A 12,756-nucleotide genomic window follows, 5' to 3' on the forward strand; every position below is an offset into this window, starting at 1 on the left:
GCGGCAGTCAGGCCAACCTGCCTTAAACGGAAGGCAGTTGAACCTACGCTGATGGCTATGCCGGAGGACGAGGTGCTGCCCGAGCCCAGCCGACCGGACCCATGGGCGGGGCATCTGCCCGGCCAGGAGCTGGTACCCGCGTACCTCGTCTCCCGGTACGCCGCCCAGTACCGGGTGATCCTCGACATCCTGCTGGAGGCGCAGGACGCCAGCCTGGTCGGAGTGTCGTACGAGGACATCAACGCACGCGTTCCCGGGTATCTGTCCGCGAGGTTGCCGCCCGAGACCGTTGGCCGACTGGCCGCCGCCGAGGGCTTCAGCCTGGATACCCGGCTCGACCAGCTCGTCAGATGGGGCGTCCTCACGCGCTGGCAGGACGCGGCGCGCACTGGTGACGACTTTCTGCGCCGCCGAGACCGCTACCAGCTCACCCCAGTGGCCGCTCGCCTGCATGTGTTCTGGGCGTCGGAGCTGAGGGCTGACGAGGACGCCGCGGCGGACCTGACGCTCGCGCCGCGGGCGATCCACGATCGCCTAGAGATGTTCGCGCGGGCAGTCCGGGAACGGCGCTACCCCGCGGCAGCGGCCGAATACCAGCAGGTCATCGTGGTGCACCAGGGGATGGCGGCAGCCGCGCGCGTCTGGCAGCGCAGTCTGGCGCACGCTCTGTCCGGCGGCCCCGATCCGGAGAAGCAAGAGGTTCTGTGGCGCACGCTGCAGTCCTATGTCGCCATGTGGGGCGAGCAGGTGGACGTACACACTCCGCGGATCGCCGCCTTGATCGACGAGTTGGGCCCGGCCCTCAGCGAGTCGGTGTGGCGGGCCTGCGCACGAACCGCGCTGGCCGAGGACACGACAGACGACGTCGTGGGAACCCAGGCGGAAAGGTGGGCGCGGACGTGGGCGGCCCTGTCCAGCTGGTTCACCGGTGCCGCCGGGCAGGCGCGGCGACTGCGGCGTCAGCTGCGCGATCTGGTGGCGCCCTGGGCACGCAACATGCACATCCTGATGGACACCGGGGGCACCGTCACGCGCCGGGCCGAACTGCTGCGACTGGCGCGGGCCATCGAGCAGGCGCCCGATGAGGAGAGCGCTTGGCGGATGTGGGACACCGCGACGGCCCTCTTCTCCGCGCGGCACCTGATGTTGCCCGCCGATGCCGCCGACGACCACACGCGCTCGTGGGCCGACGCGCCCGCAGCGCCGGTCACCGCACGCTTTCGGGAGCAGGGAGCCCGGTCCGCCGTGGGCCGCAGGACCAGCACGGTGGACTACAGCGCGGGACGCATGGCCGCACGGCGGGCACGCGCCGCCGCTCTGGCCGCACGTGCCGACGCGGAGGCGACCCTCCGGGCCCGCTCCGGCAGCCGCCTCGCCGGGTGGGACCGGGTGTCCGAGCCGGAGTTGGACCTGCTGCTCGAACTGCTCGGTGGGGCCCGTTGCAGGACCGGCTCGGGAGCCCGGACGGCGGTGACCGGAGACGGGAGATGGCGGGTGAGCCTGACGCCACCGGATGGCGGCCCCGCGACCACCGTGCTGCACAGTCCCCGGGGGCGATTCGTGACGACGAACTGGCTGTTCGAACTGGAGCCCGCACGATGAGCGGCGACATGGAGCAGAGACGGCGCGCTTTCACCGGCTTGCTGGCGCGTCCGGTGGTCGATCGCCGACGGGATCCGGAGCTGTTCGCCCTGATCCGGCATCCGCGGCACCGGCCGGTGCTGACAGAGTGGTTCGCCTCCCGGCTGGCGTACCGGCTCGTCGTCACCGACTCCGCCGCACGGCTCTTTCGGTTGCCCCTGGGCCGTACGGTCACGGCGCCACGACGGTTCGCCGCGCCCTCCCGGCGCGTTCTGGTGCTCGCGATCCTCGCCGCCGCAGGCGCTGAGGACGCCGAGGACGTGACGACTACCCAAGACCTTTCGGACCGGGTGCGGGCACTGACTCGGTATGAGGACGTCGGCCTCGCCCCGTACGAGCCGGACCGCTTCGCCGAACGGCAGCTCTTCGTCAAGGCCATCGGGCTGCTGGTGGACAGCGGGGCGCTGCAGCCCGTCGCCCGGGGCACCGACGAACAGCGCGAAGGCTGGGCACACAACCGGGACGCGATCGGCGGAGCGTACGAGGTGCGACGGGAGCTGCTGCTGCGCCTGGTGGATCCTGCCGCGCTGCGCGCGACGTTGACCCAAGGCGACGAGAGCGAGGGGGCGGTGGCCGATCCGGCCGCCCGGTTCGGCGTGATGCGTCGGCTCATCGAGCTCCCGGTCTGCCTCTGGGAAGACCTCACCTCTGACGAGCGCGGCTACTTGGCAGGTCAGCGGCATCGGATTGTGGCCTGGTGTACGGAGATGACGGGTTGGGTGGCGGAACAGCGTGCCGAAGGGCTGGCCCTTGTGGTCACCGACGAGCGCGACACGGACCTGCCGTTCCCGCGCCTGCGAGGAGTGGACTTCGCCACGTTGATGATGCTGGGCGAGCTGTTGGACCGTCAGGACGACGAGGGCCTGCTTGACGACGATCAGCTCGACCGCTCCGCTGCCGAAGTACGCGGACGCCACCTCAAGGCCATGACGAAGGAACTCCAGACGGGCCAGGCGATCCGTGAGCACGCCGTGGAACTGCTGCAAGCCCTGGACCTGCTGCGGCCCGCGGCAGAGCCCCACCGGTGGCGGATCTCACCAGCGGCGGCACGGTTCCGCGACCCAAAGGTGACGTCGGTGGCAGCGAGCTTCGAGGAGGTGCGCAACCCATGATGTCGCATCAGCCCGAGCTGGAACCTGCGTGGCTCGCCGCGGCCACTGGTGGCGGGCTGCCCGAGCCGACCCGGTCCCGCTGGCAGCCGCTGCGCGTCGGCATCGTCAATCTCTGGGAGTACGACGACGCGGAATTCTGGTTCGCCGACGGGCGATTGGTGCTGCGCGGCGGCAATGGGGCGGGTAAGACCAAGGTCCTCGAACTGACCACGCTGATGCTGCTGCGTGGCGAGATCGCCGCCTCGGTGCTCGACCCCTTCGGCTCACAGCACCGCACCATGCGGTTCAACCTGCTGCCCACAGGAGAGGGCGATGATCCACGCGGCCCCGCTGACTCGGGACTCGGTTATGCCTGGGCTGAGTTCGGACGCCGGGACGAGGCCGGCGCCTCGCGGTTCTTCGTGTGCGGCATGGGCGCGAGTGCCCGGCGAGGAACAGGCGGTGGGTCCGTCGCCACCTGGCACTTCACTACCGCGCAGCGCCCCGGCAAGGACTTCGTGCTGGTCTCAGCGGGCCGCGCGATCGAGGAGAAGGAACTCAAGAAGATCGACGGAATGGCGGTGCCGAGCACTGCCCTCGCGTACCGCGCACGGCTGGCCGAGGAGCTGTTCGGCTTGACGAGCGAGTCGTACGACAACCTCACGGACCTGCTCAAGCAGCTGCGTAAGCCCAAACTCGGGGAACGGCTCAACCCGGTCAGCCTGGCCGAGACACTGCGCGCGGCCCTGCCGCCCCTGTCGGGCCATGAGATCACCCAGCTCGCCGAGGGCTGGGATCACCTGGAGCAACTGCGCCGTGCGGTGGAGCAGACCGAGGCCGCTGCCACGGCGGTGGCGCGGTTCGTCAGCAACGGGTGGCGGCCGTGGGTGCGAGTCGTGATACGTCGACGCGCCGACGAGTTCACCACGGCCACCACCACTCTGGACAACACCACACGCGGCAAGAACAAGGCGGCGACTCACCTGGAGACCGCCCGGTCCCAGGTGGGGACTGCCCAATCCCAGCTCGTCGAGGCCAAACAGGAGAAGCAGGACCGTGGTACGGAGTTGCGCGAGTTGCTCGACTCCCGCCCGTACCAGGACGCGGTGTCCGCGGCCGAGCGAGTGGAGGGGCTGCGCCGCATGGCGTCCGGCCTGTCGGATCAGGCGGACGCGGCGCGGGACCGGGCGGACCGTCGGCAGTCCGCTATGGACGATGCCGGTCGACAGGCCGAGAAGGCACGGAACGCGGTCGGTCAGGCTGAGGAGAAGGCACGGTCGTACGGGGAGCCGTTGCGCGCTCTGGCTGACCCATCCGGATTGGCGGACTCCGTCGAACGGCACTGGCCCGCCCGCGACGTCGAAGCGCTCTTGGCCGACTACGGCACTCGTGCCGAACGCTTCGAGACCCTGCGTCAGTTACGGGCCGGACACGGCGAGACCGAGCGCGTGGCAGAGCGGTCCGCTCATGCGGTGGAGCGTGCGGAACAGCACCTGGACATGGCCCGCCAAGAAGATGACGAGGCACGGACCGAGGCCGAGCGGCAGGTAGGCGAGCTGCGCGAGCAGATTCGTGACTGGGCCGTGGACACCCGCGTTGTCCGCTGCCCGGTCGAACTCGTCGACAGCTGGTGCGACAGGGTCGATGAGCTGACCGTCTTCGATGCCCGGACGGGGAAGGTCCAGCAGGGAGAGTCGCCCATTGAGGCGATGCGCGCATACGTGGCGGCGGCCCGCGACGAGCTGGCCGGGCGGGTGGAACGGCTCCGCTTGCGACGCTCTCCGCTGCAGGGCCGTCGCGACGTAGCCGAAGCCGATCTGGCCGCTGTGCGGGAGCGCACCGAGAGTTCACCGCCGGAGCCGGCGGTGTGGGCGCGACGCGAGCGGCCGGACCTCGCGGAGGGGCAAGGCGCCCCGTTCTGGCGTCTCGTCAACCCCGCGCGGGACGTGGCGGAGGACCGGCTGGCACTGCTTGAGGCGGCTCTGGCCGCGTCGGGGCTGCTCGACGCATGGGTCACGCCGGACGGATGTCTGTCGACGCGGGAGGGCGTGCCGGTCGCCGATGTGCAGCCGGTGCCCGCCCAGGTACTGCCGGGGCAGAGCTTGTTGAGTGTGTTGCGGCCGGACTCGGCAGGGGGAGTGGGCTGTGATGTCGTACGACGTCTTCTCGCCGGAATCGGCTGGCGCGAGACCGCTGAGCCGGTTGGTGATGAGGGCGCTGACTGGGTGGCTGCGGACGGCGGCTGGCGGGTGGGAGGACTCGTCGGTCGCGCTGAGCCGACCGGGCCCGCCGCCTATCTGGGCGCGGCGGCGCGTGCGGCTGCCCGGCAGCGGAGGATCGTACGGCTCGAAGCGGAACTTTCTGAGCTGGGTGATGAACTCGCGTTGTTGGACAACGAGTTGCTGGGCCTCTCGGAAATGAGGGGGCATTTGGACGAGCAGGACCGTGCGCTCCCCGACAAGGTCGAGCAGGGGTTGGGTGCGACCGTGGTCAGGCTGGCCGACCGTGCCCGGCGCCATCTGGACCGTGAAGACGAAGCCCGCGACGAGCGAGGGCGACACGCGGCCCACCTGACCCGGCGGGACGAGGCGTGGGCGCGGTTCGCCGACTACGCCGGTGCCCACCGCTTCGGTCTGCGCGACCTCGACGGGCAGGCCGCGGCTCTGCAGGACCTCCGGTCGTGTCTCCTTTCGCTGTCCGGCGAGCTGGAGGTATTGGCGGCCCGTCAGGACGCACTGGATGCCGCTTCCTTGGTGCTCGAGCAACGCCAAGGTGAGCGGCAGTCGGCCGAGTCCGAGGTCGCCGAGCTGGAAGGAAGGCTGCGGCAGGCCGCCGTGCAACTGACGACGGCGGAGTCGGTACTCGGCACCGACCATCAGGCGCAGCTGCGTCGACGCGACGAGCTCGACCTCCAAACCGCAGCCCTGGAAAGGCGGATCGAACGGCTTTCGGAGACCCTGTCCGAGGCGAAGATCTCCGCCGCCCGCGCAGAGGAAGTCCTGGACGGTCACGAGGAGCGGCGGGAGCGGGCCGAACAAGCGAGAGACGCGGCGATGACAGCGCTCTGGGCCGCTGTGGACGGAGGCCTGGCGGAACCGGTGGGCTTGACGTCGCCTGAACGGCGCAACGTACAGTCCGCACGCGAGTTCGCAGCCACCGCGCGGAGAGAGCTCGACGTTCCAGCGCTGGCCGTGGACGAGGACCGGGTGCGGCGCCGCTGCTACCAGCAACTGGAGGAGCTGCGACAGGAACTGCTCCCCAACCGCGATGCCCGAGCGCTCGATGAGGAAGACGAACGGGGCACCCCAGGCATCGAGCAGATCGTGATCCTGGCTGACCCGGTGGACGGCTGGCAACCTCCGCACAGAGCCGCCGACGCGCTGGCGGAGCGCGTGCGCCAGCAGCAGGACGGATACGACGCCGAGCAGCAGCGCGTACTCACCACCCTCCTCGGCTCGACGTTCATCGAGCACCTGAAGGATCGCCTCGACCACACCACCCACACCTTCGCCAAGATCAACACTCAGTTGGCCAGGCACCCGACCCGGCACGGTCATGTGGTCAGGGTGGACTGCGAGGCCGATCCCACGGACCCCGACGCCGGCGCGGTCGTCTCGGCGCTCGGGCGCGGGTACGCCGAGCTCTCGGCGGATCGGCAGGAACTGGTGCGCTCCTTCCTCGCCCGCAAGATCGATGAAGCCCGCGGTGATGCGACCGCCGAGGGCGTAGCCGACTGGAAGGAACAGCTCGCGCGGGCCCTGGACTACCGGGACTGGCTCCGCCTTTCACTGAAGTACAGGCTGGGTGCCGGCGGAACGTGGGCGGCGTTCGACTCGGCCAGGCACGCCGCGAAGTCCGGTGGGGAGAAGGTCGTACTGCTGTCCCAGCCGCTGTTCGCCGCCGTGGTCGTCGCCTACGACGCGGCCGGTCCGCATGCCCCGCGCTGGGTGTGGCTGGACGAGGCGATGACGGGCGTGGACGCCGCGATCAAGGCGTCATTCATGGGTCTCACTGTCGATTTCGAACTGGACATCATGCTCACGGCACACGACGAGTGGTGCACCTACCCGACGGTGCCGGCAGTCGCGGTGTACGACCTGGCCCGCCAGCGACACCTGCCCGGCGTGGACGCGATGCCCTACCTGTGGTGCGGCGGCGCCATGACCCAGGTGGACGTGAACCGTCTCGGTGTGTCGGCCGAAGCGGCGGAGCCCATGGCCGAGGGGCTGTTCGGAGCGTACGGCGATGAATGAACTCCCCGAGGGGCTGATGGCCTGGGCCCGGCTGACTGGACCGTCCCTCGTGCTGGATGCCGTACGGCGGCGGGCCGAACGAGGCTTCCATACGGAGAACGGCACGTTGCGGATCACCCTCACTGCCTCGCAGCGCCGCGAGGTAGCCAGACTGGTAGGCGCGGCCTGGGATGCCTCCGGCCGACCGGTTCGACTGAAGGACCTCGCTGCCGCCCTGCACGACCACGGACTGACCGTACGGGAGTTCGTGGAGAACCTCGACGGATCCCCTCTCGGCAGTTTGACGCGCGTGCGCGCCGCGCAGCGGGCCACGGCGGACGCCGAGCGGTCAGCCGCGGTCGCGCAGCTGGCTGACGCTGGAATCGAGGCCGCTCATGCACTGGCGTGGCTGGCTGACCCCGGCATGCCACGCCCAGGCGACGGTCACCTCCGCGCCCTGGCGGACGAGACGGTTCGGGTCTGGCGTCATCTCCCGGGCGCGGACCGGCCAGGCGTCCGGCTGGCCCAACTGGCCGCGACCGTGCTCGGAGACGCGCATGCCTTGGACTACAAGGAACAACTCGGCCGCGCGGTGTCGAGGCTGATCGCCTATGCGTACGGTGTGCCGCGGCCGCTGCGGGCAGGACGGGACTGGCGACGCGCATGGGCCGCTGCGGGAGTGCGGTGTGACGGCGTGTCCTCGCGTGTTCTGGTGCTGAATCTCCCCCTGCGCGGTGAGGCGCCCGCCGCACGGTGGAGCGCTGCGGCTCGTGGTGAGCCGCTGTGGCTGTCGCTGCGCTCGCTCACCGGGACCTGGTCGGTTTCCGCTGACATCAAGGTCTACGTCTGTGAGAACCCCACGGTGGTCGAGGCCGCCGCGGACGAACTGGGTCCGCGGTGCCCTGCGCTGATCTGCACGGACGGCATGCCGTCCCACGCGGCCCTCGACCTGGTGTCCGGCCTCGCCGCCTGCACGCGGACGATCGCGGTCCGGGCCGACGTCGACGATGCGGGGTTCGTCGTGGTCGATCAGGTTCGCTCCGCGGCGCCAGCTGCCAGTACCTGGCGATACGACAGCTGGACGTATGCCAGCCACCTTGGCCTCACGGACTGTCCGGCCCACGCCGGAGATCAGGCAGCCGAACTCCGTCAGCTCCGTGACCTCTACACCGAGCACCGCACCCCACTGCACGAGGAGGCCCTCCTCGCCACGCTCCTCGATGACTTGGATCAGGCGCATGCGTGACGGCTGCCGCGTTCTTGACGGGTCAGAGCGCCCGGAGGGGGTGCCGTGGGTAGTTGTCCGGTTGGGGTGTTGGTGAACGGCTGTCGGCGGTAGGTCCTATCGTCTTCCCAAACGGCTCTGGCCGGGCGAGGTAGGGGAGGACGGGCGGCGCTATGCAGGCCAAAGAGACACTGTTCGCTGATCTGGTTCAGGGGCGGGCCCAGCAGTTCCAGGTGCCGTTGTATCAGCGGACGTATTCCTGGTCGGAGCGGCAGCTGGGGCAGCTGTGGAGCGATGTTCTCGAGCAGGCCGAGCTGCTGGAGAGCGGGGCGTCGGCGAGTACGCACTTTCTGGGGTCGGTGGTGCTCGCGCCGTCCCCGCAGAACGAGGCGACCTTTCCCCGGTGGCTCGTCGTCGACGGTCAGCAGCGGCTGACCACGCTGTCCCTCGCGCTGGCGGCGATCCGCGATCACATCGCCGCGGCGCGGCCGGATGAGGCCGAGCGGATCGACGAGGAGTATCTGATCAACAAGCGGAAGACGGGGGACGACCGCTTCAGGCTGCTGCCCACTCAGGCGGATCGTCCGCAGTTCGCCGCGCACATCCACAGCGTTCAGGAGGAGCAGGCCGCCGGGGACAGGGTCGCCACCGCGTACCGCTTCTTCCGGCGCAAGCTCGTCGAGGCGGCCGATCCGGCGAGTCCGCAGGACGTCCTGCGCATCGAGGAGGCGATCACCTCACGGCTCACGTTGGTGGCCGTCACCGCCGAGCGCGGTGACAACGTCCATCGCATCTTCGAGTCGCTCAACAACACCGGGCTGAAGCTCAGTCAGGCGGATCTGCTGCGCAACTACTTGTTCATGCGGCTGCCTACGCGTGGTGAGTACGTGTACGAGACGTACTGGCTGCCGCTGCAGGGCAGCCTCAGTAACGATGAGCTCGAACAGCTGATGTGGCTGCAGCTGGTGCTCGACGGGGACGACCGGGTCCGCCGTCAGGATCTGTACGCCGCGCAGCAGCAGCGTTTCGAGCGGCGGGAGACGAGCGCCGCCCAGACCGAGGCGGACATCGAGGCCTACATCAAGGAGTTGCATCGGCGCAGTGCGCACTACCGCAAGGTGATCCACCCGGCGGAGGAGGGCGACCCCTCGGTCCGTGGTCATCTGAGCCGACTGCACGACTGGCAGGCCGTGGTGACCCATCCCGCGCTGATGCTGCTGCTCGACCGGCGGGCGCGAGGGGAGCTGGACCAGCGCGACACCGCCCGGGCCATGTCGTACGTCGAGAGCTTCCTGGTACGGCGGACGATCTGCCGGGTGCCGGCGAACAACCTGAACCGGATCTTCCAGTCGGTGCCCGCCCAGCTCCCCGGCGACCTGCCGGTGGCTGACGGGCTGCGTCAGCTCCTCTCCGCCGACAACCGCTTCTGGCCGGACGACGAGGAGCTGCGCGACAAGATCCGCACCGCGCCCTTCTATCAGTACGGTCGGCCGAACCAGCGCAGGCTCGTGCTCCAGCGTCTGGAGGAAAGCCATGAGCACCCCGAGCCGGTGGACTTCGGCTCGGCGCGGCTGACCATCGAACACGTCATGCCGCAGTCGCCGGGCGAGGAGTGGATGCGGATGCTGCGCGAGGACGCGGCCGACGGCGAGAGCCCGGAGGAGCTGCACGCCCGCTTGCAGCACACGCTCGGCAATCTGACGCTGACGGCGGTGAACGCCGAGCTGTCGAACCATCCCTTCGAGCGCAAGCAGGGGCTCCTTAACGGCAGCCACCTGGAGCTGAACCGGCGCATCGCGGCCACCGAGCGCTGGGGCGCCCGGGAGATCCTCGCCCGGGCCGACGACCTCGCGGAGCGGGCCGTCCGGCTGTGGCCCGCACCCCTGAGCGGCGTCGGACGTGCCGAGCGCAGCCGGGACTGGCACCTCGCCCACCAGGTCCTCGCGGCGCTTCCGCACGGCACCTGGACGTCGTACGGAGACCTGGCGGCGTTCATCGGGTCCGGAGCCCAGGCCGTGGGCACCCATCTCGCCAAGACCGACGGGGTGGTGAACGCCTACCGGGTGCTCAACGCCGACGGCAAGGTCGCCGAAGGGTTCCGGTGGAGCGGGGAGGACCGTGGTGATGTGCGTGCTCGGCTGAGGGCCGATGGTGTGCATTTCACCGCTGGTGGGGCGGCTGATCCCGCTCAGCGCCTGGTGAGTGATGACCTCGCTCAGCTCGTCGTGGAGGCCGAGGCCGAAGCCGAGGCTGGGGAGGCGGCGGGTGAGCGGGGCGGTGGGGAGTCGCGGGGTGAGGAGACCCGCGCCGCCAGGTTCTTCCGTCAGCTGGCCGCCGACGACACCCCGGAGACGGTGTCCGCCGTGCGGGAGCTGCTGGCGGGCTGGGAGGAGCTCGGCGGCTGGGTCGGTCACGGCTCCGGCGAGGTCACGACCAGCGCGTTCCTCATGCTCGGCAGCGCGGGCGGTCCGGGCTCGGGCATCTGGCCGCTGGTCCTGTATCCGGGCGGTGGACGCGGCGGCGTGGCCGAGGTCGTGTTCCAATACCTGGCGAACCGCGAGCCGTTCACCGACCGCGCGCACCGGGCCGAACTGCTGGAGAGGCTGAACCGGTTGGACGGTGTCGCCATCCCCGAGGGCAAGCTGGAGCTCCGCCCCAGCTTCCGGCTCTCCGTGCTGGAGGACCCGGGCAGTCGACAGCTGCTGATCGAGACGCTGGGCTGGTTCAGCGAGCGGTGGGAGAACAGGGAGACGGACTGACGCGCGGACCGCTCCGCGGTTCCGTCGCGCCGCGGAGTCGTTCGGGGGATGTCCCGGCACGAGAGCGAGAGCGAGAGCAGGGCGGGCCATGAGCGGATACACCGAGGCGGACCTGCGGGCGCGGGCGGGTGCGCGCTCCTTCGAGCGCGCTCAGAGGTATCGGGACGCGGTCACCGTGACCGAGATCGGCGACGGCTGGGCCACCGCGAGGGTTCAGGGAACCGACCCCTATGAGGTGGAGCTGGAGTTCGACACGGCGGACGGACCGCGGGGGCAGTGCAGTTGTCCGTACGGCGTGGAAGGCAACTTCTGCAAGCACCTCGTGGCGGTCGGACTGAACCTGCTCGCCGGACAGCGGAGCCTGCCCCGGCAACGCGCTCGTGCCCGGGCGCGCACCGCCGGGCTCGACGGCTGGCTGGCGGGGCTCTCCCAGGCCGAACTGCTCGCGTTGGTACGGGAGCAGGTCGACCAGGACCGACAGCTCCGCCGCCGCCTGGAGCTGCGTGCCGCGGGCGCCCGGGGAGACCTCGACGAAGTGCGGGCCCGTATCCGCGAACTCCTCGACATCGGCCCGTACGCACGGTACGGATACGTCGAGCACGCCGATGCGCGGGCCTACGGCGAGCAGGCGGAGCAAGCGGTGCTCGCGATCACCGCGCTCTGCGGCACGGGACGCGCCGAGGAGGCGATCAGACTGAGCCGCGACGCCCTGCGACAGCTCGCGGAGGCGTACGAGCGGGTCGACGACTCCGACGGGCTGCTCGGCGCGGTGATGACCGGCCTCGCCGAAGCTCACCTCGCCGCCTGCCGCGCCGCCCGCCCCGACCCGGACGACCTCGCGCGCTGGCTGGTCGAGCACGCGCTCGGCGACCCGGGCGAACTCATCGACATCGACCCGCTCGACTACGAGGACGTGCTCGGCGCCCAAGGGGTCACCACGGTGCGGAACCTCGCGGCCGAGGCGTGGCGACGCTGTCCCGGCGGCTGGGCGGAGAAGGACCTGATGGAGCGCCTGGCCAGGAGGGAGGGGGATGTGGACGCGGTGATCGCGCTGCACGCGGCCGACCTCGCCCCGGACGGCGGTACTCATGCCTCCATCGCCCGTGAGCTCGACGCCGCCGGTCGCCCGGACGAGGCGCTGCGCTGGGCGGAGCGCGGCATCGCCGACGTCCCGGACCTCGTCGATGTCTGTCTCGACCTGGTCGAATACCTCTGCTCCCGCTACGCGCTCCACGGCCAGCTCCGGCAGGCCGTGGAGCTCCGCCGCCGGTACTTCGCCGCCCACCCCACCCTGGCCGCCTACCGGCAGCTGCGGGAGGCCGCGCGGGCGGCTGACGACTGGCCGGCCGAGCGCGAGCGCGCCCTCGCCGTGCTGCGCGCCGAGGCCGAGGCCGGGGCCGGGGCCGACCGGCCGAGTCGGGGCCGCGGACCCGTTCTCGTCGACGCGCTCCTCGATGACGAGGACCTCGACGCCGCCTGGCACGCCGCGACCGGAAGCGGAGCCGACGAAGGCCAGTGGCTCGCCCTCGCGGACGGCATCCGCGCCCGTCGCCCCGACGACGCGCTCACCGTCTACCTGCGGCTGGCCGAGCCCCTGACGCGGCGGACCGGCGACGCGGTCTACGAGCGGCTGACCAGCCTGCTCCTGAGCATGCGCGACTGCCATCGGCGCTTGGGCGGGGAACAGGAGTTCATGGCCTACGTGGCCGCGCTGCGCGCCGGGCAGAGGCGGAAGCGGAACCTGATGGCGCGCTTGGATGCGCTGGGCCTGTGAGCTCGGCCTGTGAGCTCGGCCTGTGAGCTCGGCC

Annotated in this window: 6 protein-coding genes; all 6 read left to right on the forward strand. The window is 70.7% G+C overall.

The features are described 5' to 3' along the window. The first annotated feature begins 57 nt into the window (after positions 1–57). The 6 genes from AC07A4_RS14820 (at position 58) to AC07A4_RS14845 (ending at position 12,722) form a co-directional block, all read left to right on the forward strand. Positions 58–1,602 carry a DUF2397 domain-containing protein gene (locus tag AC07A4_RS14820; RefSeq protein ID WP_478597816.1) on the forward strand — a complete coding sequence of 515 codons (1,545 nt, stop codon included), beginning with the start codon at positions 58–60 and terminating at the stop codon, positions 1,600–1,602. Continuing rightward, entirely contained in the window at positions 1,599–2,753 is a 1,155-nt protein-coding gene (locus tag AC07A4_RS14825; protein ID WP_478597818.1) for a TIGR02678 family protein, read from the forward strand. Before AC07A4_RS14820 ends, AC07A4_RS14825 begins: the two co-directional genes overlap by 4 nt. Then, positions 2,750–6,985 carry a TIGR02680 family protein gene (locus AC07A4_RS14830; RefSeq protein ID WP_478597820.1) on the forward strand — a complete coding sequence of 1,412 codons (4,236 nt, stop codon included), beginning with the start codon at positions 2,750–2,752 and terminating at the stop codon, positions 6,983–6,985. Before AC07A4_RS14825 ends, AC07A4_RS14830 begins: the two co-directional genes overlap by 4 nt. Beyond that, entirely contained in the window at positions 6,978–8,210 is a 1,233-nt protein-coding gene (locus tag AC07A4_RS14835; protein WP_478597822.1) for a TIGR02679 domain-containing protein, read from the forward strand. Before AC07A4_RS14830 ends, AC07A4_RS14835 begins: the two co-directional genes overlap by 8 nt. A gap of 152 nt (positions 8,211–8,362) precedes the next feature. Continuing rightward, positions 8,363–10,948, forward strand: a complete 2,586-nt coding sequence (locus tag AC07A4_RS14840) for a GmrSD restriction endonuclease domain-containing protein (protein ID WP_478597824.1) — start codon at positions 8,363–8,365, stop codon at positions 10,946–10,948. A gap of 88 nt (positions 10,949–11,036) precedes the next feature. After that, positions 11,037–12,722, forward strand: a complete 1,686-nt coding sequence (locus AC07A4_RS14845; protein ID WP_478597827.1) for an SWIM zinc finger family protein — start codon at positions 11,037–11,039, stop codon at positions 12,720–12,722. Positions 12,723–12,756 lie beyond the last annotated feature (34 nt).

The organism is Streptomyces sp. NPDC043996 (genome assembly GCF_056435225.1).

What these genes read in the sequence shown, in the direction of transcription:
- AC07A4_RS14820 (WP_478597816.1), top strand. Translation starts at nt 58, where the DNA reads ATGCCGGAGGACGAGGTGCTGCCCGAGCCCAGCCGACCGGACCCATGG.
- AC07A4_RS14830 (WP_478597820.1), top strand. Translation starts at nt 2,750, where the DNA reads ATGATGTCGCATCAGCCCGAGCTGGAACCTGCGTGGCTCGCCGCGGCC.
- AC07A4_RS14835 (WP_478597822.1), top strand. Translation starts at nt 6,978, where the DNA reads ATGAATGAACTCCCCGAGGGGCTGATGGCCTGGGCCCGGCTGACTGGA.
- AC07A4_RS14840 (WP_478597824.1), top strand. Translation starts at nt 8,363, where the DNA reads ATGCAGGCCAAAGAGACACTGTTCGCTGATCTGGTTCAGGGGCGGGCC.
- AC07A4_RS14825 (WP_478597818.1), top strand. Translation starts at nt 1,599, where the DNA reads ATGAGCGGCGACATGGAGCAGAGACGGCGCGCTTTCACCGGCTTGCTG.
- AC07A4_RS14845 (WP_478597827.1), top strand. Translation starts at nt 11,037, where the DNA reads ATGAGCGGATACACCGAGGCGGACCTGCGGGCGCGGGCGGGTGCGCGC.